At 34.2% G+C, this 23,856-nt stretch carries 25 protein-coding genes; 16 read left to right on the top strand and 9 right to left on the bottom strand.

Features of this window, described 5'->3' with window-relative positions; all coding sequences use genetic code 11:
* Positions 1-51 precede the first annotated feature (51 nt).
* Positions 52-1,227: a tRNA 2-thiouridine(34) synthase MnmA gene (mnmA, locus tag DNU06_RS09875; protein WP_111063171.1), complete on the top strand. Its 1,176-nt coding sequence runs from the start codon at positions 52-54 to the stop codon at positions 1,225-1,227.
* 137 nt (positions 1,228-1,364) lie between these two features.
* Here the strand turns inward: mnmA and DNU06_RS09870 are convergent, their stop codons facing one another.
* The 3 genes from DNU06_RS09870 to DNU06_RS09860 form a co-directional block, all read right to left on the bottom strand.
* Positions 1,365-1,997 (bottom strand): peroxiredoxin, encoded by a 633-nt coding sequence (locus DNU06_RS09870; RefSeq protein ID WP_111063170.1) that lies wholly within the window; start codon positions 1,995-1,997, stop codon positions 1,365-1,367.
* A 120-nt stretch (positions 1,998-2,117) separates the two neighbouring features.
* The gene (locus DNU06_RS09865; protein ID WP_158526867.1) at positions 2,118-2,825 is read right to left on the bottom strand and encodes a ZIP family metal transporter; all 708 of its coding nucleotides are present in this window, start codon (positions 2,823-2,825) and stop codon (positions 2,118-2,120) included.
* Between the two features lie 2 nt (positions 2,826-2,827).
* Positions 2,828-3,556: a class I SAM-dependent methyltransferase gene (locus tag DNU06_RS09860; RefSeq protein WP_111063168.1), complete on the bottom strand. Its 729-nt coding sequence runs from the start codon at positions 3,554-3,556 to the stop codon at positions 2,828-2,830.
* Between the two features lie 110 nt (positions 3,557-3,666).
* Between DNU06_RS09860 and DNU06_RS09855 the strand changes: the two genes are divergently transcribed.
* The 7 genes from DNU06_RS09855 to gldA all read left to right on the top strand — a co-directional run bounded on the left by DNU06_RS09855 (position 3,667) and on the right by gldA (position 8,342).
* Positions 3,667-4,215 carry a SiaB family protein kinase gene (locus DNU06_RS09855; protein WP_111063167.1) on the top strand — a complete coding sequence of 183 codons (549 nt, stop codon included), beginning with the start codon at positions 3,667-3,669 and terminating at the stop codon, positions 4,213-4,215.
* A 7-nt stretch (positions 4,216-4,222) separates the two neighbouring features.
* The gene (locus tag DNU06_RS09850; protein ID WP_111063299.1) at positions 4,223-4,606 is read left to right on the top strand and encodes a DUF1987 domain-containing protein; all 384 of its coding nucleotides are present in this window, start codon (positions 4,223-4,225) and stop codon (positions 4,604-4,606) included.
* 3 nt (positions 4,607-4,609) lie between these two features.
* On the top strand, positions 4,610-5,206 hold the full coding sequence (coaE, locus tag DNU06_RS09845; protein WP_111063166.1) for a dephospho-CoA kinase: 597 nt from the start codon (positions 4,610-4,612) through the stop codon (positions 5,204-5,206).
* 115 nt (positions 5,207-5,321) lie between these two features.
* Entirely contained in the window at positions 5,322-6,539 is a 1,218-nt protein-coding gene (locus DNU06_RS09840; protein ID WP_111063165.1) for an aminotransferase class V-fold PLP-dependent enzyme, read from the top strand.
* A complete protein-coding gene (locus DNU06_RS09835; RefSeq protein ID WP_111063164.1) occupies positions 6,540-6,956 on the top strand; it encodes a SufE family protein in 417 nt (138 codons plus the stop codon).
* 2 nt (positions 6,957-6,958) lie between these two features.
* A complete protein-coding gene (locus DNU06_RS09830; RefSeq protein WP_111063163.1) occupies positions 6,959-7,288 on the top strand; it encodes an SUF system Fe-S cluster assembly protein in 330 nt (109 codons plus the stop codon).
* Positions 7,289-7,412: 124 nt separating this feature from the next.
* The gene (gldA, locus tag DNU06_RS09825; RefSeq protein ID WP_111063162.1) at positions 7,413-8,342 is read left to right on the top strand and encodes a gliding motility-associated ABC transporter ATP-binding subunit GldA; all 930 of its coding nucleotides are present in this window, start codon (positions 7,413-7,415) and stop codon (positions 8,340-8,342) included.
* Positions 8,343-8,353: 11 nt separating this feature from the next.
* Here the strand turns inward: gldA and DNU06_RS09820 are convergent, their stop codons facing one another.
* Positions 8,354-8,581 carry a hypothetical protein gene (locus tag DNU06_RS09820; protein ID WP_111063161.1) on the bottom strand — a complete coding sequence of 76 codons (228 nt, stop codon included), beginning with the start codon at positions 8,579-8,581 and terminating at the stop codon, positions 8,354-8,356.
* A gap of 133 nt (positions 8,582-8,714) precedes the next feature.
* Between DNU06_RS09820 and asnS the strand changes: the two genes are divergently transcribed.
* The 4 genes from asnS to DNU06_RS09800 are packed head-to-tail and all read left to right on the top strand — an operon-like array spanning position 8,715 to position 12,294.
* A complete protein-coding gene (asnS, locus tag DNU06_RS09815; protein WP_111063160.1) occupies positions 8,715-10,154 on the top strand; it encodes an asparagine--tRNA ligase in 1,440 nt (479 codons plus the stop codon).
* Between the two features lie 30 nt (positions 10,155-10,184).
* A complete protein-coding gene (gene purN / locus DNU06_RS09810) occupies positions 10,185-10,748 on the top strand; it encodes a phosphoribosylglycinamide formyltransferase (RefSeq protein WP_111063159.1) in 564 nt (187 codons plus the stop codon).
* Between the two features lie 11 nt (positions 10,749-10,759).
* Positions 10,760-11,341, top strand: coding sequence for a MarC family protein (locus DNU06_RS09805; RefSeq protein ID WP_111063157.1), 582 nt, complete (start codon positions 10,760-10,762; stop codon positions 11,339-11,341).
* Between the two features lie 41 nt (positions 11,342-11,382).
* The gene (locus DNU06_RS09800; RefSeq protein ID WP_111063155.1) at positions 11,383-12,294 is read left to right on the top strand and encodes a formylglycine-generating enzyme family protein; all 912 of its coding nucleotides are present in this window, start codon (positions 11,383-11,385) and stop codon (positions 12,292-12,294) included.
* On the opposite strand, the gene DNU06_RS09795 is transcribed toward DNU06_RS09800, so the two are convergent.
* The 4 genes from DNU06_RS09795 to radA form a co-directional block, all read right to left on the bottom strand.
* Positions 12,284-12,994, bottom strand: a complete 711-nt coding sequence (locus DNU06_RS09795) for an SCO family protein (RefSeq protein WP_111063152.1) — start codon at positions 12,992-12,994, stop codon at positions 12,284-12,286. The genes DNU06_RS09800 and DNU06_RS09795 overlap by 11 nt on opposite strands.
* Before the next feature lie 84 nt (positions 12,995-13,078).
* Positions 13,079-13,795, bottom strand: a complete 717-nt coding sequence (recO, locus tag DNU06_RS09790) for a DNA repair protein RecO (protein WP_111063150.1) — start codon at positions 13,793-13,795, stop codon at positions 13,079-13,081.
* A complete protein-coding gene (porZ, locus tag DNU06_RS09785; protein WP_111063148.1) occupies positions 13,795-16,113 on the bottom strand; it encodes a type IX secretion system anionic LPS delivery protein PorZ in 2,319 nt (772 codons plus the stop codon). Before porZ ends, recO begins: the two co-directional genes overlap by 1 nt.
* A 96-nt stretch (positions 16,114-16,209) precedes the next feature.
* On the bottom strand, positions 16,210-17,577 hold the full coding sequence (radA, locus tag DNU06_RS09780; RefSeq protein WP_111063146.1) for a DNA repair protein RadA: 1,368 nt from the start codon (positions 17,575-17,577) through the stop codon (positions 16,210-16,212).
* 96 nt (positions 17,578-17,673) lie between these two features.
* On the opposite strand from radA, the gene DNU06_RS09775 reads away from it, so the two are divergent.
* From DNU06_RS09775 to alr, 4 genes are all read left to right on the top strand, one after another.
* A complete protein-coding gene (locus DNU06_RS09775) occupies positions 17,674-18,447 on the top strand; it encodes an exodeoxyribonuclease III (RefSeq protein WP_111063144.1) in 774 nt (257 codons plus the stop codon).
* A gap of 76 nt (positions 18,448-18,523) precedes the next feature.
* Positions 18,524-19,186, top strand: coding sequence for a LysE family translocator (locus tag DNU06_RS09770; protein WP_111063142.1), 663 nt, complete (start codon positions 18,524-18,526; stop codon positions 19,184-19,186).
* A gap of 40 nt (positions 19,187-19,226) precedes the next feature.
* Positions 19,227-20,927 carry a toxin-antitoxin system YwqK family antitoxin gene (locus DNU06_RS09765; RefSeq protein WP_111063140.1) on the top strand — a complete coding sequence of 567 codons (1,701 nt, stop codon included), beginning with the start codon at positions 19,227-19,229 and terminating at the stop codon, positions 20,925-20,927.
* A 63-nt stretch (positions 20,928-20,990) separates the two neighbouring features.
* A complete protein-coding gene (gene alr / locus DNU06_RS09760; protein WP_111063138.1) occupies positions 20,991-23,273 on the top strand; it encodes an alanine racemase in 2,283 nt (760 codons plus the stop codon).
* On the opposite strand, the gene DNU06_RS09755 is transcribed toward alr, so the two are convergent.
* Entirely contained in the window at positions 23,270-23,839 is a 570-nt protein-coding gene (locus tag DNU06_RS09755; RefSeq protein ID WP_111063136.1) for a HutD family protein, read from the bottom strand. The two genes, alr and DNU06_RS09755, sit on opposite strands and share 4 nt — an antisense overlap.
* Positions 23,840-23,856: the final 17 nt, after the last annotated feature.

Here is a 23,856-nt window from a genome sequence, read left to right as displayed (position 1 = left end):
TGATTTAATATTTAAAATTAAAGCAGTAATTTTGCCCTAGATTTTAATAAAATGAAAACAGTTGTTGTAGGTTTATCTGGTGGGGTTGATTCAAGTGTAGCCGCTTATCTTTTAAAAAAAGAAGGCTATAATGTAATCGGAATATTCATGAAAAATTGGCATGATGAATCGGTGACTATTTCGGATGAATGTCCCTGGATTGACGACAGTCAAGATGCTCTTTTGGTGGCCAATAAATTAGGTATTCCTTTTCAGACCATTGATTTAAGTGAGGCTTACCGAGAAAAAATTGTAGACTACATGTTTGCAGAATACGAGTCGGGTAGAACACCTAATCCGGATGTTTTGTGCAACCGTGAAATTAAATTCGACGTTTTTATGAAAACGGCCATGCAATTAGGTGCCGACTATGTGGCTACTGGACATTATTGCAGAAAAGGTGAAACAGCGGAAGGTCACTTTCAATTACTTTCAGGAAAAGACAACAACAAAGATCAAAGTTATTTTTTATGTCAATTAACACAGAGTCAGTTGGCTAAATCTTTGTTTCCCATTGGTGAAATGCAAAAGTCTGAAGTGAGGGCCATTGCAAGAGAACAAGACTTAATTACAGCAGATAAGAAAGATTCACAAGGCTTGTGTTTTATTGGAAAAGTAAAATTGCCTACTTTTTTACAACAACAATTAAAACCAAAAACAGGAAATGTAATTGAAATCCCTGCTGATTTACCCATGTTGGTGGAATATCAATCTGAAATTGAAAAGGAAGATTACAAAACCTTAAGTCAACCTTTTGTCTTTGAAGAAAACATGGGGGAGTTTAAGGGGGAGCACCAAGGGGCACATTATTTTACAATCGGTCAAAGAAAAGGATTGGGTATTGGCGGTACACCATTGCCTTTATTTATTGTACAAACCAATACCGAGACCAATACGGTTTACGTTGGGCAAGGTGAAGATCATCCGGCTTTAAATAAAAAAGCATTATTCATAAAAACAGAAGATGCACATTGGGTTCGCGAAGATTTGGGACTGAAGGTTGGTGAAAAACAAGATTTTCTTTGTAGAATTCGATACAGACAACCTTTAGAAAAAGCAACCTTATTTTGTGAAGCAGAAGGGACATATATTTTATTTGAAAACCTTCAAAAAGGAATTTCTCCTGGTCAATTTGCGGCTTGGTATCAAGCGGATGAGTTGATCGGTTCAGGGGTGATTACTTCCTGATTTAGACAAGCTGCTTTTTTACTTACCGTTCTTAAAATAATATACTTAGTTGTATTCAAAACAACTTAATATAAAAAAGGCGAACCACCATAATGTGATTCGCCTTTAAAAGATAAGTTCTATCTAATTTAAAATTATTAGTTCTTCGCCAAGTAATCAGCAACACCTTCGTGTGTAGCAGTCATTCCTGAATCACCTGCATTCCAGTTAGCTGGACATACTTCACCGTTTTCTTCAACAAATTGTAATGCATCCACCATTCTAATTACTTCATCCACGTTTCTACCCAAAGGTAAATCGTTTACAACTTGGTGACGTACAATACCTTCTTTGTCAATTAAAAACAAACCTCTGTATGCAATCATATCATCAGATGCAGTTAATCTTCCAAACTCATCAAAGTCATATTCTCCTACCAATACATCAAATGCATCAGATATAGTTTTGTTTGTATCAGCGATAATTGGATACTTTACACCTTTAATACCACCGTCGTTTTTACTTAATTGTAACCAACCCCAGTGAGATTCTTGTGTATCTGTTGAACAAGCAACAACTTTAGTTCCTCTTTTTTCAAACTCTTCTAATTTTGCTTGAAAAGCGTGCAATTCACTTGGACAAACGAAAGTAAAATCTTTTGGGTAAAAGAATAATACTACATGGTTTTTACCAATGTATTGATCCAATGAAAAATTTTCTATTACTTCGCCTCCGTTCACTACTGCAGGTGCAGTAAATGAAGGTGCTTTTTTTCCTACTAAAACAGCCATGTTGTTATTATTTATTAATGTTTATTATTACTAATTACAAAGTTAAAAAGTATTTCGCGTCGGATGAAATAATTCTAATTTAAATTATTTATAACCTTATTAAATTCCTCTATAAAGGGGTTAGTTTACTATAATTCCTAAACCAAAGCCTAGTAAAATGGCTATGAATTTAAATAGGTTTAATTTATGTCCTTCACTAGATTCAAATATAATAGTGGTGGATATGTGTAAGAACATTCCTATCGCTATCGCCATTACCCAATGACTATTGAATTGGAAATTATTTGATAAGTATTGCCCGAAAAACAGGCCGATTGGTGCTGTCAATGCAAAAAACAAGAGTCCTAGCCATGCTTTTTTTCTTGAGATTTGACTGGTTTTAAATATGGTCATCAAGGCAACAGCAACTGGTATTTTATGCAAAAAAATACCCCATAATAAATTGTCAGAATGCGGGTGGTGGTGTCCAACATGATTTCCAACCAAAGGAATGGCTTCAATAAAGGAGTGTAAAGAAAGACTGATGAGTATAACGAAAGGAAAAGCAGCAGCTTTACTGTGTACATGTACATGTCCGTGTTCTGCGCCTTGCGAAAAATATTCTAAGAGAAGTTGTAGTAAAAACCCACCTAATATATAATAGCCAGTTGAATTGCCAACTACACTGTAAGTCTCGGGCAAAATATGCGTAAAAATAATGGTCAATAAATAACCCCCACTAAAGGAGAGTAGCAGACTTAAAATGGATTTCTTTTTTAAAAGTTCCACTAATATACCACCAATTAATACGGCCCCAATTAAAATCGATATTTGAAATATATTATCCAAGCTTATCTTTTTTTAGCAAAGATGATTAATCTGTCAGAATTACCAACATTAAAATCCGTTAAATTATAGTCGCCAACAGTCTTTACAATTTCAAAATCTGCAGCATTTAAAAAATATTCAAAATTTTCTAAGGTCAATGCATGCACTCTTTCATGATACTCATAATCTTTGCCCTGGTCTTTGAATCGAATTGTTTTTTCAATAACATTGTTTACTATCGATTTGGATATGTTAAAATCAATACCTTCAATTTGTTTTGTTTCAAATGCGAGCATGTCTCGTTCGACTTGTGCTACATTTAAAAAATCAATGATTAAATTACCTTTTGGTTTTAAATAGGAATGAACAGCATGCAACATTTTAATATTGTCATCTTGGTCTTCAAAGTAACCAATGCTCGTGAATAAATTAAAAACACAATCAAATTCATGCCCTGGTAATGGTTTTCTCATGTCGTGTTCAAAAAAATGAAGGGTGCTGTTCTCCATTCTTTTAGCATAATCTATAGAAGCTGCAGATAAATCAACTCCAACGACATCAAAACCTAATTTATTTAAAAATTTAGCATGCCTACCTTTTCCACAAGCAAGATCTAATATCTTGGTATTTTGAGGTAAAGCTAATTCTTTTGTCAAGTTTTCAATAAAAAATTCTGCCTCACCAAGGTCTCTATCCTTATACAAAATATGGTAATATTTAGTGTCAAACCATGATTCAAACCAATTTTTCATTTTTTTTTTACAAATTTAGAAACCATTTTTAAATAAGCCCGTTTGTTTATAGTAGATTATATTTGTTTTTTTGTGAAAATAAATTTTATATTTGTTGAACTACATTATTTGTGAATAACATATACGACATATTCGAAAAATTAGATGAGAAGAAAATACTCTTGTCATTTAAGGGAACGATAACACCAGATTTGTTAACTACTATTCTTCAAATCATAGAATCTAAGTTGGATGACTATGATGAGAAGCCTAAGGTTAAAAGAAAGGTGTTTAATATTCTCGTGGAGTGTTTGCAGAATTTATATCACCATATAGATAAAGAAATTGTGATAGATGCAAAGACTACTTACGATAAGTCGGCCTTGTTAATGATTGCCAGGAATGAGAATAATTACCAGGTGATGACAGGGAATTATATGGAAACCAAAGATGTGGAAAGTCTAAGAGAGAAGTTAGACTTTGTGAATAGTATGGACAAGGATAGTTTAAAAGCTTACTATAAGGAAGTACTAAATGATGGGAATCGTTCGTCAAAAGGAACAGCAGGTTTGGGTATGGTTGACATTGCCCGAAAGTCTGGACAAAAATTAGGATACCATTTTTTAGAATTAAATGACACTTTGTCTTTTTTTAGTTTAATTGTTACCATTTCAGAATAAGAGTTATATGGAAAATTTAATGTTAGAAGGATCAGCTAAAACGCCTAAAGTAAGTTTTAACGCTAGTGAAGGTTTTTTAGAGTTGAAAGGAAGATCTATTCCTGAAAATTCTATTGAATTTTATAAACCATTGAATAATTGGATCGATAGCTATGCTACGAATCCAAAAGGATTGACATCTGTAGATATAAAATTAGAGTATTTCAATACTTCTTCCTCTAAATGTATTCTTGATTTGTTTAAGCAATTAGAAAAACTGAATGGAGATAATACAGAAGTTAAAATTAACTGGTATTTCGAAGAAGATGATGAAGACATGGAAGAAGCAGGGGAAGATTATCAAGCGATCATTGACCTTCCTTTCAATATGATTGAAATTGAAGAGATTTAAACCATATTTACAATAAAACAGAGCGTCGGTATTACAGGTGGTATAGGTTCAGGAAAAACCTATGTAGCAAGGATTTTAGAATCCATGGGATATCCTGTTTTTTATTCTGATCAAGTCTCTAAATCTTTATTAGCAACATCACCCGAAATAATTAAGGCGGTCACCAAACTTTTAGGAACAAAAGCTTATTTTGAGGATGGCACAGTAAATAAAGCATATGTTGCGGGTAAGATATTTAGTGACCAAGACTTGTTGCTGCAAATGAATGCCATTATGCATCCCGCAGTTAGGAATGCTTTTCAGACTTTTTTTAAAAATCAAAACGCGCCACTAGTATTTAATGAAGCGGCCATTTTATTCGAAACAGGTGCGCATGAAAATTTAGATAAAACTATCTTGGTAGTAGCCCCTGAAAAGGTAAGGATTGAAAGAGTGTTGAAGAGAGAAAATATTTCAATAGCGCAAGTTAAAGAAAGAATAGAAAAGCAATGGGCAGATGAAAAAAAGTTGGCCTTATCCGACTATATCATCAAAAATGGGAATAATGATATGCTTTTACCACAAATTAACGAAATTCTTCAAAGCCTACTAAATTCTTAAATTCTGATCGTAAATCATGTTGCGATATCCTGATTTCATTCATTAGATTAGAACGGTTCTAAATAGAACTTGTTTTATCCTTTTACAAGATTTACCTTTGCGAAAAAGAATTACAATGAGTTTTGATGTCGCAGCTGTTAGAAGTGAGTTCCCAATTTTAAAAGAAAAAATAGGAAAGTATCCTTTAGTCTATTTAGATAATGGTGCGACAACCCAAAAGCCCCAAATAGTGATTGATGCGATTTGTAATTACTATACGCATCAAAATGCAAATATTCACAGAGGGGTGCATCACCTAAGTCAAGTGAGTACTGAAGCTTATGAGACTGCTAGAACAACGATTCAAAAGGCCATTAATGCGACACACAATCATGAGTGCATTTTTACCAAAGGTACCACAGATGGTATTAACTTAATTGCACATTCCTTTGGAAAAGGATTAGAAAAAGGAGATGAAATTATTATTTCAGCCCTTGAGCACCATTCCAATATTGTGCCTTGGCAGTTTTTGGTGGAAGAAAAAGGGGTGTTGTTAAAAGTGATACCAATGTTACAAGATGGTTCATTGGACTTTGATGCTTTCTTAGCGCTTTTATCTGCTAAAACTAAATTATTAAGCATTACCCATATATCGAATGCTTTAGGGATTATTAACCCAATTGAAAAATACATAGAAGCGGCACATAAGGTTGGGGCAAAAGTGCTGATAGATGCCGCACAATCTTTACAGCATTTTGCCATAGATGTACAAGCATTAGATTGTGATTTCATGGTGTTTTCAGGACATAAAATATTTGGTCCAACAGGAGTTGGTATTTTGTACGGTAAGGAAGTTGAATTAAATGCCTTGCCGCCATATCAAGGAGGAGGTGATATGATAAAAACAGTAACCTTCGAAAAAACAACTTACAATGAGTTACCGCATAAATTTGAAGCTGGAACACCAAATATAGTGGGAGGAATAGCTTTGGGGACTGCATTTGAGTGGCGTAATAAACTAGATTTAAAAGCCGTTGAAGCACACGAGAATGAGTTGTTAGCAATCACCACCGAAGCACTTTTAAAAATAGATGGCCTAAAAATATACGGAGATGCGCCGAATAAAAGTAGCGTTATTTCTTTTTTAATTGATGGTCTACATCCTTATGATATCGGAACTTTATTGAACCAACAAGGGGTTGCAGTAAGAACAGGCCATCATTGTACACAACCCATTATGGATTATTATCATATCCCAGGAACGATTAGGGTTAGTTTTAGTTTGTATAATACAAAAAGTGATGTGGAAAGTTTGATCACTGCTTTAAAAAAGGCAGTTAAAATGTTAAAGTAAATGACAATTGAAGAAAAAGAAAAGGAACTAATAGCAGATTTTTCCATTTATGAGGATTGGATGGAAAAGTATGAATACATTATTGAGTTGGGTAAAGATTTGCCAATTTTAAAACCGGAGCATAAGACAAAAGAAAACATTATTGTTGGCTGTCAATCTCAAGTTTGGTTGTTTGCTGAAAAAAAAGGAGACAAGGTGATTTTTACTGCAGAAGCGGATGCGATAATAGCGAAAGGGATTATCGCTTTATTAGTAGATGTGCTTTCTAACCAGACACCTGAAGCAATATTAAATACAGAATTAAATTTTATAAAAGAAATTGGTTTGCAAGAACATTTGTCACCTACCCGCTCAAACGGGCTAGTAGCCATGGTAAAGCAAATGAAATTATACGCACTCGCATTAAAAAATAGTTAATCATGATTTCAATAAACGACGAAAGCGTCAAAGTAGTAGAAAATAAAATAATTGCTGGATTAAAGGAGATTTATGATCCGGAAATTCCAGTGGATATTTTTGAACTCGGTTTGATTTACGAAGTAAAAATTAAGGAAGATGGGTTTGTGGAAATCGACATGACGTTGACTTCTCCAAATTGTCCTGTTGCTGAAAGTTTACCTGTAGATGTAAAAAACAAAGTAGAATCTATTGAAGAAGTAGAAGAATGTAAGGTGAATATTGTATTTGATCCACCATGGGATAAAGACATGATGAGTGAAGAAGCACAATTAGAATTAGGCTTCCTATAAAAAAAAGATAATTTATCTAAAGGATAGATCACTTAAATAATCTTAAAGTTTAAAGAATATTACTGTTTTATTCGCCGTATTATTCCTAAAGAATTAACTTCGTTCTGCATAAAAAAAGAATCTTGTGTCTATATCAGTAAAAAATGTTTTTAAATATTATGGTGAACAAGCCGCATTAAATGATGTGAGTTTTTCAATTAATTCTGGCGAAATAGTTGGATTTCTCGGTCCAAATGGCGCGGGTAAATCTACCATGATGAAAATTATTACTTGTTATTTAACGAAATCAAGTGGGACAGTAAAAGTTTGTGGACTAGATGTGGAGGAAGATTCCATTAAGATTAGACAAAAAGTTGGATATTTACCCGAACATAATCCACTGTATTTAGACATGTATGTGAAAGAATACTTAACATTTGTCGCTGGTTTATACAATTCGAAGGCAGATAAAGAACAAAAGATAGATAAAAAAACCAGGGTTGCTGAAATGGTGCAATTGGTTGGGCTTGAAAAAGAACAACATAAAAAAATAGGTGCCCTGTCCAAAGGTTACCGGCAAAGAGTTGGTATCGCGCAAGCCATGATTCACGATCCTGAAGTATTGATCTTAGATGAACCTACATCTGGACTAGATCCTAATCAATTAGTGGATATTAGAAAATTGATTCAAAATATTGGTAAAACAAAAACTGTAATGCTCTCTACCCATATTATGCAAGAGGTAGAAGCTATTTGCGACCGTGTGATTATTATTAAGGATGGTAGCATTGTTGCAGATGACACCAAATCTAAAATGCAGAAAGACGGTAACAACTACCAAGTAGTATTCGTGGAATTTGATATTGAATTTTCTCGTAATAAATTAAAGTTGATTGAAGGGGTTGGAAGCGTGAAAAATGTACAAGGCAACACTTGGCTAATTCAGGCGACAGGGGAAAAGGATATTCGCCCTGCTATTTCAAAATTCGCACAACAAAATGGATTGTTGGTTTTAACCCAGAGAATTGAAGAGAAAACCATGGAAGAAGTTTTTAAAAGTTTAACCAAGAATTAAACACCACGCATTTATTGCAAGGTATCATACGCCAAAGTTGCATCTTCTAACTCACTTTCGTCAAAATCTTCAAACTCTTCATTTAATTGGTTTAATTTGCTAGAGGCAGAATCTGCCGCACTTTCTAATTGTGCTTGGTTAATTTTATCCATGTTTCTATTGTCACGTAGGTAAAATATTGCGCTGATGATGATTAATAATACCCCTGCAAAAATCCATAAACCTTTTTTATATTTCATAACAAATTTTAATTTTATATACCCAGGATAACAAATACATGTAGTAATATTATTCCTGAAGACTAATTTAATAAAAAATTGATAATTATTAAACTTAAAAAAAACTACCTTTGCATATTAAATTTTTTACAGGATGAAACGCACAGAAATTGCTACAGTTTTAAAAGAAGAAAAGATAGGTGAAAAGATACTAATTAAAGGCTGGGTAAAGGCTTTTAGAAGTAATCGTTTTATTCAAGTGAATGATGGGTCTACGATTAATAATATTCAAGCAGTTTTAGATTTCGAAAATACGGATGAAGCAACTATTAGTAAAATAAATACGGCTGCTGCTGTTTCTATTTCAGGAGAATTAATTGCTTCAGAAGGTAAGGGGCAGCGTGTTGAATTGATTATTGAGCAGATTGAAATTTTAGGGGAAGCTAATCCTGAAGAGGTGAGTAAAACGGTAATGCAACCCAAAAAACATAGTTTGGAGTTTCTTAGAGAACAAGCACATTTAAGATTCCGAACTAATACTTTTGGTGCTGTTTTTAGAATTCGTCACGGTGTTTCTTTTGCAATACATAAATACTTTAACGATAAAGGTTATTTTTATATCCATACGCCTATTATTACTGGTTCTGATGCCGAAGGGGCAGGTGAAATGTTTAGAGTGACTAATTTAGACGCTAAAAACCCTCCCTTAAAGGATGACGGTAGTGTAGATTGGTCGGAAGATTTTTTTGGTAAAGAAACTAATTTAACGGTATCTGGTCAGTTAGAAGCAGAATTGGCAGCCATGGCACTTGGAAAAGTATATACTTTTGGACCTACTTTTAGGGCTGAAAATTCAAACACGGCTAGACACTTGTCTGAATTTTGGATGATTGAACCAGAAGTTGCTTTTAACGACCTGAATGATAACATGGATTTAGCAGAAGATTTCTTGAGCTATATCTGTAAATATATTCTAGAAAATTTTGCGGATGATGTCGCTTTCTTAAACGAAAGAGAAATTCAAGAACAAAAATCAAAACCACAAAATGAACGCAATGAATTAACTTTAATTGAACGTTTAAATTTTGTAATAGCTAACGATTTTGAAAGAATTACTTACACCAGAGCTATTGAAATACTGCATAACTCTAAACCATATAAAAAGAAAAAATTTAAATATCCAGTAGAATGGGGTATTGATTTACAATCAGAACACGAACGTTTTTTGGTGGAAAAAGAATTTAAAAAACCGGTTATTATTACTGATTATCCAGCATCTTTTAAAGCATTTTATATGCGTCAAAATGAAGATGGAAAAACGGTAGCCGCTATGGATATTTTATTTCCTGGAATTGGAGAAATAATAGGTGGTTCTCAAAGAGAGGAAAGGCTAGAAGTGTTGAAAGAGAAATGTGCTGCTTTTAATATTGCAGAAGAAGATGTTTGGTGGTACTTGGATACCAGAAAATTTGGTACCGCACCACATGCAGGCTTTGGCTTAGGTTTCGAAAGAATGGTTATGTTTGTAACAGGAATGACAAACATTAGAGACGTAATTCCATTCCCAAGAACACCGAAAAAAGCAGAATTTTAATAAGGGAAGTAAGCAAATAAAACCAATACTATGACTAGTAATTTAGCCATTTTTGCATCCGGAGGAGGATCAAACGCAGAAGCTATTATTGAATATTTTAAAAATTCAGATTTGGGTAATGTAGCATTAATTGTTACCAATAATGAAAATGCAAAAGTAATTGATCGGGCCCAAAATCATGAAATTCCATTTTATATTTTGGAGGCTGGAGAATTAGAAGAAGGTGAGTTTTCGGACGTTTTGATAGCCATGGAAATTGATTTTGTTGTATTGGCTGGTTTTTTAAAAAAAATACCACAAGATATTTTAGCGGCATATCCTCAAAAAATTGTGAATATTCATCCAGCTTTATTACCAAATTATGGTGGTAAAGGTATGTACGGAAAAAATGTGCATGAAGCTGTAAAAGCAGCTGGTGATACTGAGTCTGGAATTACGATTCATTATGTGAATGAAAACTATGACGAAGGTCAAGTTATTGTGCAACAAAAAGTAAGCTTGGCGCCTACAGATGATGCTTTGGAAATTGCGAATAAAGTACTAGCTTTAGAACACGAATTTTATCCAAAAACCATAGCTTCATTGCTATCCTAAATAATCTGGTTATGAATATTAATATAGTTGAAATAGGTAAAACGTTTATGATTCTTTTTGCCGTGATCGATATTGTAGGTTCAATCCCGGTAATTATTAAAATAAAGGAAAAAGCAGGTGATATTCATCCTTTAAGAGCTTCTTTGGTCGCTTTAGGGTTGATGATTACTTTTCTTTTTGCTGGTGAAATTTTATTGGGAGTATTAGGGGTAGACATTAAAGCGTTTGCCGTGGCTGGTTCTTTGATTTTATTTGCTTTGTCCTTTGAGCTGATTTTCGGGGTAGAATTATTTAAAGGGGATGATGATTTTGGTTCTAAAATTGTCGCCGTTGTGCCAATAGCTTTTCCATTAATTGCTGGTGCAGGTACCATGACAACTTTAATTTCTTTAAGGGTTGATTTTGCAGCCATTAATATTGCTATTGCGGTTGTGCTTAATATTGTGGTTGTTTTTGTGGTATTATCTCTGACTAAACAAATTGAAAAAATATTAGGACAAGGTGGTATTGCTATTTTGAAAAAGGCTTTTGGTATTATTCTTTTAGCAATTGCGGTAAAATTATTTACTGAAAATATTCAAGAATTATTGTAACTTTTTAGTAATATGGTATTTATTGTAATAAATAAGATACCATGAAAAATTTTACAATTGTTGGTCTTACTGTATTGTGCGTTGCTGTTTTCTCTTTTCAAGGAAACCAAGTTGCAAAATTTCAAAAAAAAACAGGATTTGAATTTATTCCTTCTGGAGCGCTAGAAGTGGATGGAAAAACCAATAGTATTGCTGCTTTTATGATGTTAAATCATGAGGTGACGAATGCGGAATATAGGCAATTTATAAAGGAAGCATATTTAGCTCAAGGGGATTTATTAGGTGCAGAAGCTATGTTACCCGATACAAATGCCTGGAAAGATACGAGTAAGTTGAATGGGTATAATGGTTTTATGGATCCTTTTGCAAATCTCTATTATTCTCATCCTGCATACCAAAACTACCCGGTGGTAAATGTATCTGTAGAAAATGCCCAAGCATATTGCGTATGGCTTGGAAAAAAACTGGCAGCCGCCTTTCCCGATTATGCTACTATTCAAATGCGTTTGCCGTTGAAAGAGGAATGGATATATGCAGCCAAAGGTGGATTAAAGTCAAGTCCCTATCCATGGGGTGGTCCTTATGTTAGGGATTCTAAAGGTACATATTTGGCAAATTTTTATACTGTTGGTGAGCATAATATTACAAGAGATGAAAAGGGTGGTCCTAAAATTATTAGTCGAGAAAATTATAGGGTCTCGCCAATCAATATAGAAATGTCACATTTTTCCTTGGCAGTCGCTAAGTCTTATTTGCCTAACGGATACGGTTTGTACAACATGGCTGGAAATGCAGCTGAATTGGTGGTAGGAGATGTTGCTTGTGCCATGGGTGGACATTGGCTGTCATATGGGTACGATATTCAGGTTACCAGTGCCATGGAATTTTATGATCCAAATCCTTTTGTTGGTTTCCGTCCAGTATTTACCTATAGCAAAAAGACTAAAAATTAAATTCTCTTTTTAAATCGTAAATGTCTTTTATTAAATCAGAAACTTCATCTGGATTGGTGCCGTCATACATGCCTCTAATTTGATTTTTAGGATCAATTAATACAAAGTTTTCTGTATGGATAAAGTCGGACTCATTGCCATGGTCGTAGTCAGGATCATTTTCATCTGGAACCACTAAGTATGATTTTCGAGCCATGGTATATAAATCACTCTTACTGCCGGTTAAAAACCACCATTGTTCTGGAATAGCTTCGTATTTTAGAGCGTAATTATAAAGTCTAGAAACGGAGTCCCCTTCAGGCCAAACGGTATGACTGAGTAATTTTAACCATGGTTCACCAGGGAATTCAGTCTGTACTCTTTTTAATTGCGTGGTCATTACCGGGCAAATAGAACTACAGGTAGTGAAAAAGTAATTGGCTACGTAGATTTTATTTTCTGTATTTTTTTCCGTAATTACCTCTCCATATTGATTGACAAGAGAGAAAGGTGCTATGGTATGTCCACTCCTAACAGCAAGAACACTGCTGTCTACTAATTTAGGATTCACGTCGTATGGGTTGATCACTTTTAGTTTATTATCAATGGATTCTCGGTATTCTAAGGAGTTCTGCATCTTAGATTTCCCTTTAATCATAAACCCTGCAATGGTAACTCCTACACCTAGTACCAATATAAATAAAATTAAACGTGTTTTCATTTTAAAACTTTAAGTGCAAATTTAAGGAAACAATTGTCTTTATAAATGATTATAGTCAGATAGAACTGTTAAATCCAATTAAATTTAATCGTGAAATGTCATTTCTAGAATGGGAAGTGTTTTCATGTTTTTAAAATTGTCGAACATGAGGTGATAGTACTTCAGTAAATCGAACACGAGAGACCTTCTTGTCGCTGCATTTAACTTTAAATTACTAGGTCTATCGTATTTACTTTGCATAAAAATCAAAAGTAATTTAGTGTTGGCACGATCAATAAATTCAGGGTGGTTGGGAGAATACTTACTAAATTTTCCTTCTTTTAAATCAAAAAAAGCAGCATCTTTTTCAACGTGTGGATAAAAACCTAATTGTTTGGTAAAGTCTAGGAGGAATTGAATGGCAAAATCTGCAGGGTTTTCAATTAAATCTAGTATAGAAAGTGTATTTTTTAAATACTGGTAGAGGTCTGGGTTATATTGTTCTTCTTTAACAGTTTGTTGAATCACCTCATTCATAAAAAATACAATACTTGATTTAATCGGGTCAAATGGTATGTTTTTATAAATTACTTCAGCTTCAATGGCTGTTATTTTAGCCAAATTGCTATCGTTTCTTTGGTAATAGGTAAGTTGAATGATGGACAAGGCACTGGCTAAATTTCCTTTTTTATTTTTGCGTTTCGCTCCTTGAAAAATATAACTTTTTAGTCCATGGTCTAAGGTAAATAGTTTTAAAATCAGACTGGTTTCAGAATAGTTCGTTTTTTGTAAAACTATGCCTTCCGTTGTAAGGTAAGCCATTAGTTGACAATTAAAATTTTGGCTACATTTTTACCTTTACCTTCTTGAAGTGCTGACCAAACTAAATAAACGCCGGTCTGCACGCGTTCCCCATTTAGTCTGTTGCCATCCCATAAAATAGTACCACCATTAGAAACCGTTTCGTAAACTATATTACCAGAAATGTCGGTAATCCTTACTTGGCTTTCGTAGCCAACACCTTCTATGGTAATTACACCTTTATGTTCTGGTCTAACTGGGTTTGGAAATACTTTTACATCTGAAAAGTTATTGTCGGCTGCAGTCACATCTCCGCGATATGAAATTAGCCCTTCATCTGTTACGAAGAATATTTCGCCACTGTCATAGTTTATTTTGATGTCTACAATGGTATTAGAAATTAAAGGACTATTACTTGCATCAAAATGGTAAATTTCTTCTTTTCCGTTAGAGGACATACAAAATACACCAGAAGCGTTCGTTCCAATCCATTTTCTATTGCCGCCATCAATAACCATTGCGTTTATGGTTACCTGATCAAAAATAGGTACGTATTCATCTTTTTCATCATCAAAAATCACGATTTTACTTACATCTGCATCTCCATAAGTATCGCCAAAAACGTTTTCTACATTATAAATTACGCCAATACCATCCGAAGTGCCAATCCATATTTCTCCATCAATGTCTTCTGTAATAGAACGCACTTCATTGGACGCCAAGTCGCCATAGCCAGAAGTAGTGCCAATGGTTGCATAGCGATCATCTGATGGGTCATCATAGGTACCGTTATCATCATACACCACAACACCAATATCGTGGACAGCAACCCATTTATATCCTTTGGAGTCAATAAGTAGGCGGTAGTTGAATTTATTTTGTGTTTGATTTCCTAAATTATAAGTATGCCATTGTCCATCTTTGTCAAACATTTTTAAGGAATTTACACCCGGATTAACGATCCATAAGTTGCCCTCCTTATCATATTGTAAGTCAGAAATAATTTGGTTTGGTTCGTTGTTGAATTGGGGTTCAATGGGAGAGTTTAAGTAGTCGAATTGATGGATAAAACCTTGCTCATTTATTATTTTCAGTCCGCCATTTGAATTGCTAGCAAAAGCAACTTCATTGGTGTTGGTTGGATTAATAGAAATAGAAATAAAGTCCCAATTTAAAGAATCTGTTAACTCTTTAGGATTGGTTCTGTGGTTAATATTTTCCCAGGTTTCCCCTTCAAATAAATAAATACCGCGTAAGGCATATAGGTTTTCTAAATTAGCGGTTAAACCACCACCAGCTACCGCAACTTTACCTTTCTTAATATCCAGTCGGTAACAGCCATCTAAAAAAGGGGAGTTTGCATAAATTTGGTGGTTGTTACTATATGCGTCGGTAGCTCTAACTAAGCCATTATTTTCATCTGCTATCCAGACTTCATTATTGTAAAAAATGGCACCATTTGGATTTGGGGCCTGACCAAAGCTATAGTCAAAAATGTTTTTTATCTCAGTAGTTGAGTTTTTGTCATAAACTAGGGTGTTGGAGAATTTAGAAATAGTTAAGTATTCCCCGTCGGAAGATATTTTTCTGACCGTGGATGGAATGGAGAAAAAGTCACTTAAAACATTGTCTTCCGTTAAAAGAAATAAGGAATCGGTATTAAATGCGACATTGTCTAAAAGAATATAGAGTTGGTTATTAAAAGATTCAATTTGTGAAATTTTCCCTGTTTTTAAACTGTTTGGTAAATCTTCTTTTTTATGCCAGTTTTCTGCGTTGTTCAAAAATTGATTGTTTTGATTTGCATAAAATAACCCTTGATTAGTGCCTACATAAAATGTGTCGTTAAAAATGGCAACGTCCAATATTTCTATACCGGATTGTGGATTATAGGTGTTTTGAAATTCTAATTTTACCAAATCGAAAACTAATAAACCAGCGCCAGTAGCAAGATAAGCCAAGTCGCCATCCACTAAAATATTATTAATGCTTTTGCTACCAGATATCAAAGCACGTTTTAACCAAGGAATATTGGTGATTTCATTTTCAATGATAATATCTAAATTCCCATTGGAATAACCCACAAGTAATTTGTCTCCTGCTCCTGCAATTGCACTTATTCCTTTATCATTTAAACCTGTGGTTACCGTAGTTGTGGTTATTTCCTTACTTATTAAGTCGTAATAAATAATACCATTTTGGGCTGCCATGATAATGTCATCTTTCAGCTTAATGATATTAATAGCTTCATAGACAGAAAAGTGAATACGCCAGTCTTGCATATTGATTTGTGCAAATGAATGGACTGAAAAGAGAAAAGTAAAGATCAATAATTTCATAAAATGCTATTGTAGAAAAGATAACTTGAATTAATAGGTTTTATTGTGTTCAAATTTAGGGCTATTTAATAGGTAAATCCTTTTTCAGGTTAAATATTATCCAAAAATAGCGCGGACTACTTCTTCGATTTTACCTGTTTCAATAATTTCTATTTTATGTTTATCGTGTGCTAATTTTGTTTTGGACTTAGCAATAATAATTTTTTCAAATCCTAGTTTTTCTGCTTCTGAAATTCTTTGTTCTAACCTATTTACTGGGCGAATTTCGCCACTAAGACCAACTTCGGCAGCCAAACAGATATTATTCGGTATAGCAATATCTGCATTAGATGACATAACGGCACATACCACAGCTAAATCAATCGCAGGATCATCTACGCGCATACCACCAGCTATGTTCAAAAACACGTCTTTTGCACCCAATTTAAAGCCACATCTTTTTTCTAAAACGGCTAAAAGCATATTTAGTCGTCGCAAATCAAATCCTGTAGAAGAACGCTGTGGAGTACCATAGGCTGCTGTGCTTACCAAAGCTTGTACTTCTACTAAAATTGGCCGAACACCTTCTAAGGTTGAAGCAATTGAAATACCACTTAGGTTTTCATTGTTACCAGAAATGAGTATTTCAGATGGATTATCTACCTCTCTTAAACCTTTACCACTCATTTCATAAATCCCCAATTCATTCGTTGATCCAAATCTATTTTTCACCGATCGTAATAGTCGGTAAAAATGATTGCGATCGCCTTCAAAATGTAAAACTGTATCTACCATGTGTTCTAATACTTTTGGTCCAGCTAAAGCCCCTTCTTTGGTGATGTGACCAATTAAAAAAACCGGTGTATTGGTCTCCTTGGCATATTTTAATAATTCTGCAGTACACTCTCTAATTTGAGAAATGCTACCAGGCGAAGATTCTATGGTTGGAGATTGAAGCGTTTGAATAGAATCAATGATGAGTAAGTCTGGCTGTAAAGTTTCGATTTGCAAAAAAATATTTTGGGTAGATGTCTCTGTAAGTATAAAACAATTATCATTGGCTTTGCCCAATCTATCCGCACGCATACTTATTTGTTGTTCGCTTTCTTCTCCCGATACATATAGTACTTTTAATTGGGGTTGACTGACGGCTAATTGTAAAAGTAAAGTCGATTTTCCTATGCCTGGCTCTCCACCAAACAAAACCAATGAACCGGGTACCAATCCACCACCTAAAACACGATTTAATTCTTGGTCATTTAAGGCAATTCTATTTTCCTTTTGTGGTTTTATTTCTGTTAGTCTTTGCGGTTTCACTACCCGTTTATCTTTACTGGAAGAAAAGGGAACCTTTTTAGTCCCTGTTTTTTCTACTACCTCTTCTGCATAAGTATTCCATTCGTTGCAAGAATTGCATTTCCCAACCCATTGCGGGGATTGAGCACCACAATTTTGACAGAAAAAAGTTGTTTTAAGCTTGGCCATTATTTAATTTTTATCGAAGATAGTGTTTTGAATACGTAATTTATTTACGGTCTAAAAAAAAACTTGCTTAACTTTGAAGATATATAAAATTTAAAAATGGCAAAATTTATTTCTTACAATGTGAACGGTATTCGTGCTGCTTTAAAAAAAGACTGGATGGATTGGATGAGTTCTGTAGATCCAGATGTGGTTTGTTTACAAGAAACCAAAGCTAGTCCTGAGCAATTAGACCTTTCATTATTTGAAGAAGCGGGCTATAATTCTTATTGGTTTTCCGCAGAAAAAAAAGGATACAGTAGTGTTGCTATTTTAAGTAAAACCAAACCCGACCACATTGAGTATGGTTGCGGTATTGAAAAATATGACCAAGAGGGGAGAATTATCCGTGCGGATTATGGTGATTTTTCTGTTTTAAGCTGCTATTTTCCAAGTGGAACGACTGGGGAGGAAAGACAAGCGTTTAAAATGGATTATTTGGCAGATTTTCAAGATTATATTAATGAATTAAAAAAGACAAGACCAAATTTGTTGATTTCTGGAGATATAAATATTTGTCATGAAGCGATAGATATACATAACCCCGTTTCAAATAAGAATTCTTCAGGATTTAAACCTGAGGAAAGACAATGGATTACTGATTTTTTAAGTTCGGGGTTTGTTGATTCTTTTCGGTATTTAAATAAAGAGGCTCATAATTACACTTGGTGGACTTATAGAATGGGGGCTAGAAAAAAAAATCTTGGTTGGAGAATTGACTATCATTTTATTTCTGAAAGCTTATTACCGAAATTAAATCGTTCAATTATTTTGTCAGATGCAGTGCATTCTGATCACTGTCCTATTTTAATTGATTTGTCCGTGAAATTGTAAATAATAACAAAATATGCTTTGCATGGTTAAATGCTGGTGGAATATTATTATTTTTGAATTATAAAATTATAAAATTTTGATTAATTTACTTTTTGGAGGTATTGGACTGGGGTTAGTGTTGAGTTTAATGCTGGGACCAGTTTTTTTTGTGTTGCTTGAAACTAGTATCAAAAAAGGCGTAAAGAGTGCGCTTTACCTTGATTTAGGTGTGTTAATTAGCGATTTACTTTACATTTCTATTGCCTTTTTATTTGTTAATCAGGTTTCTAATTTAATGGAAAGTGACTATAGCAGTTATTTAACCATAATAGGTGGTATTTGTTTTATGCTTTTTGGAATATTTACATTGAGAAAAAAAGTGGAATTACCTAAAAAACAAGTACAAAAAACGCAAGAGCTAACGGCAAATAATCAGTTTTCTACCATCATGAAAGGGTTCTTTTTAAATGCGGTTAATCCAGGCGTGCTTTTTTATTGGTTAACCATAATTGGAACTTTAAGAGACAAGAACCCATTGAAAGGAATGAGCGAGAACTCGACAGTTATTATTTATCTTTTAGTTATTTTAATTACATTTTTTGGCGTAGACGTCTTTAAAATTATTGGGGCTAAAAAATTGAAAAATGTATTAACACCTGCCTGGATGCGGGTAATCAATAAATTTTTAGGAATTATTTTAATTTGTTTTGGTGCCTTATTTATGCTCGACGGTTTTTATGGCATTTATGATGAGATGTAACAAATTTTAAATTTTTAACTATAGAACACAATACGTATTTATGAAATTCAAAATATTTACCCTTGCTTTAATTTTATTCACCACCATTCAGGTCCTCGGTCAAGAAAAACATAAGCTTCAAACTAATTTTTGGGATTATGAAAAAAGCAAACCCATGTCACGAGGGTTTTATTATGTCGATTTATTTACGGGAGAAACAACACTGGAACACGGCAAGTGGAGCTACTGGAATAAAAATGGTGTATTAACGGAGACCCGTAATTATGAACGCGGTAAGTTAGAAGGAGAAGTGACCCTTTATTTTTTAAATGGAAGTAAAAAAGAAGAAGCGACTTTTATGGACGGCCTGCAGGATGGACCTTATCAATCTTGGTATGAAAATGGAAAAATAAAAACTAAAGGGCAATATGAAAATGATCAACCCTATGGTAAGTGGTTGAATTATTACGAGAATGGAAAACCACATTCTGAAGAATTTATTGAGGATTCTATTTCCTTTATGCGAAATTTTTGGATTTACGACGGAACACAAACCTTATCCAATGGGAATGGAGATGTTGTTTGGTTTTATGAAAGTAATGGTAATGTAAAAGAATTGTACAAATATAAAGATGGCTTAAAGGATGGTGTGTTCAATGAATATTCGGTTTATGGTAGTTTATTAGTGACCGGTGAATACAAAAAAAATAAAAAACATGGTGCCTGGAATTTTACCTATTATGATGGAAAGAAAGATACAAAACTAACTTATTTAGATGGTCGATTAAATGGACCATACGAAAAGTATTATGACAACGATAAACTGAATATTACAGGGCATTTTATAGACGGTCAAAAAGATGGCCACTGGACTTGGTATACCAATGTAGGTACTGTAGATATGATGGGTGATTTTACGGAAGGCTTGCAAAATGGCAAATGGGTTTATTGGTATCCAGGGGACTCGGTTCATAAAAAGTATGAAGGATTTTATAAAATGGGTCAAAGAGATGGGCTTTGGCAATTTTATTATTCAAATGGACAAAAATGGAAGGAAGGAACTTATGCAAATGACCTCGAAAACGGTAAATGGACAACTTGGTGGGAAAATGGTAAAGTACTGAGCGAAGGTAGCTTTGTTGTGGGTAAAGAACATGGCAATTGGAAACAATATTTTGATACCGGGGATTTAAAAAATGATGGAAATTTTGAGATGGGTAAATTACATGGCGAATGGAAATCTTATTATAAAAAACGGAACTTACATGTTTCAGGAATGTATCAAAATGATTTGAAAGTAGGGGAATGGTTGACTTATTCTCCTAAGCGAATTTTGGTAGAAAAAGGTAATTATAAAATTGTGGCTAACCAAAAAAGTATGAATTATGGACCATTTAAAAAACACAAAGTAAAAGAGAGTGTAAGGGATGGACATTGGACTTGGTTTTCTGAAAAAGATGGCGGTAAAACACACGAGGGTGGCTATAGTAAAGGTAAGGAGGAAGGAAAGTGGGTATATTATTATCCGGGCGGTACAAAACCAATGCAAGAAATCAATTATAAAGATGGCAGATTAAATGGAACGACCACCAAATATAATTGGCGACCGCATAGAATTACTAGTGTCATCAGTTACAAAAATGGGGTAAAAGATGGAAAAATGCAATTGTACAATAAAAGAGGTAAAGTTGCTGTGGAGAAAGTTTTTAAAGAAGGTATTGAGATTAATCAAGATGGGAAACCAGTACGATTTAATCCATAATTAATATTTTGCCTTTCGGTAATAGTTATTGTGTTATATCCTGTAAATGATTAATTTTATAACATGAATTTAAATTACTCTCTTACGGAAATTGCAAATTGGATGGACGCCAAAGTAATTGGTGATTCGAATAAGGTAGTTAAGCAGGTAAGTTTCGATTCTCGCTCCCCTTTGGTTAATAAATTCACTTTGTTTTTTGCCTTGAAAGGAACGAAGAGTCATGGGATTGATTACGTAGCAGATTTTTTAAAAAGTGGCGGAGAATTAATCGTAGTAGAAAATGAAATTAAAGAGCTAAAGGCGACACAATTGGTGGTGTCAAATACCTTGGTAGCACTCCAAGTGTTAGCCATACACCACCGAAAAAAGTTTAATATTCCGGTCATAGGTATTACGGGAAGTAACGGGAAAACAACCGTTAAAGAGTGGCTTTTTCATACTTTAAAATTTGACTTTAATATTGTTAGAAGTCCTAAAAGTTATAACAGTCAAATTGGTGTACCCATGTCTGTTTTAGAAATGACAGACGAACACACCTTGGCTATTTTTGAAGCGGGAATTTCTGAAGTCGGTGAAATGAAAAAGCTGGCAGCTATTATTCAACCAACGATAGGTGTTTACACGGGCATTGGTGACGCGCATCAAACCGGATTTAAGTCGCTCAAAGAGAAAGAGGCAGAAAAAAGAATGCTTTTTGAAAAGGTGGAGGTGCTATTCTCTCCAGAATCTGTGGAAAATGCAGATAAAATTGAAATTCCATTTATTCTTCAGGCTGCCATCTTAAATGCACAGCTAGTGAAAATTACAGCACAGTATTTAGGATTAAATACAACACAAATAGATCGCGCATTGCTTACTTTGCCAACCATTTCTATGAGAATGGAAAAAATGGAAGGCGTAAACGGCAATATCTTAATTAATGATGCTTATACCTTTGATGAAAGAGGTTTAGAGATTGGATTGAAAACGTTATTATTGAATACCCAAAATAGAAGTCGGGTATTAGTGCTTGCACCAGACCTGCAATACGAAGTACAGAAAAGTTTAAATGAAATCATTAAAGCCAGCGACTTAGATACCTTAGTATGGATACATCCGCAAGCATATCCTTTTCCATCAAAATTTAAATGTATACACATAAAGTCTGTAGAAGATTTTATACAAAGGCAATTAACATTTAAGGATAGTATTATTTTATTTTCTGGCTCAAGGTCACAACAGTTAGAAAGAAGTATTCCTTTGTACCAATTAAGAAAACACATCACTCGTTTAGAAATTGACTTAAGTGCCATTCGACATAACTTGACCGAGTATAGAAAAAAACTGGCAAAAAAGTCCATGATTTTGGCCATGGTGAAGGCGCAAAGTTATGGAAGTGGAAGCGTAGAGATGGGTAAGTTTTTAAGTGCCGAAAAAATTGATGCTCTAGGTGTTGCTTATGCTGACGAAGGAGTTTTGCTGAGAAAGGCAGGTATTACGTTGCCTATTTTAGTCATGAATCCAGAAGAAGGTGCTTTTGACAATATGATTGATTACCATTTAGAGCCTTCTATTTATAGTTTAAATATACTAGATCAGTTTTTGAATAGGCTAATTTTGAAAAATATAAAAAACTACCCAATTCATTTAAAAATAGATACTGGCATGCACCGCTTGGGTTTTGTTAATGAAGATTTTAATGAATTGATTGCGACTTTAAATGCACAACCTGAAGTTTATGTGAAGGGCGTATTGTCGCACTTAGCTACCGCAGATGACGCTAGTGAAATCGCTTTTACTAATCAACAAATTGCTACTTTTCAAGAGGCTACTAAAACAATAGAAAAAGGCATAGGGTATTCTTTTATTAAGCATATTGCAAATTCTGCGGCCGCAATAAATAATCCTAATGCACAGTTCGACATGGTTAGGGTGGGAATTGGTTTGTTCGGGTTAATGGACAATGTACATGCAGAATTTGAACAAAGCTTGTCTTTTAAAACCCAAATATCCCAAATTAAAATAATCAAAATTGGTGATTCGGTTGGGTATGGCAGAAGGTTTAGAGCCGATAAAAAAACGACCATTGCTGTAATACCTGTTGGTTATGCAGATGGCCTTTTTAGGGGCTTAAGTAATGGGAAATGGCAAGTTAAAATAGGAGATCAATTTGCGCCTATAGTCGGTTCAATCTGTATGGATATGTGTATGGTAGACGTGACGAATGTTATTTGTAATGAAGGGGATGAGGTGATGATTTTTGGTTGGGACCAAAGTATTTATGAGATGGCAAATGCGCTCCAAACCATTCCTTATGAAATTATTTCTTCCATTTCCAGTAGGGTTCACCGTGTATATGTAGATTAAGCTTTTGGCTGAAGGTGTATTCTGACTATAATTAAAGTGGTGTTTGGGTTGATGGATAGCACGGTGTTTTCCGTGTCGACATGGTGGACCAATAATGTGTCTTTATTTAAGACCTGATTTTTGACTTTTAATCCTCCTTCTTTTACATAAAAGCATATGATGTCCGCCTTTAGTGCAATGGATATTTCCTTCTTTTCAACGGTTTTAATGATTTCAAAATCACCAGTATTCTTACCTGTTAACATCAAGTTAAAATCGGTAACCTTTCCCTTGGAAAGTGTCTGCCAATCTCCACTAAACGTATCCCATTCCAAAGGTTTTAAATCGGTTTCATGGTGACCAAGATGATTTAAATGTAAGGAGCCTTCCAACAGCAATAGTTTTCTACTGACACCAGGCAAACTGGTAAAAGTAGAAGTCGCTGTTTCTACAGTGGCAATGCTTAAACGAAAATCAAAGTCAAGGTTTTTAAAGACGCTTTGAGCAGGGTGAATATACAATTCCGTGGTGGTTCCGCCAGACCAGTTATTAGTTTTAAAATCTTCTTTTTGTCGTAAAACGTCCATGGGTTACTATTCTGGTT

The sequence above is a fragment of the Putridiphycobacter roseus genome (assembly GCF_003234935.1).
Lineage (GTDB): Bacteria > Bacteroidota > Bacteroidia > Flavobacteriales_D > Crocinitomicaceae > Putridiphycobacter > Putridiphycobacter roseus.
The sequence above is the reverse complement of the archived record's forward strand: the minus strand, read 5'-3'. Positions and strand labels throughout refer to the sequence as shown.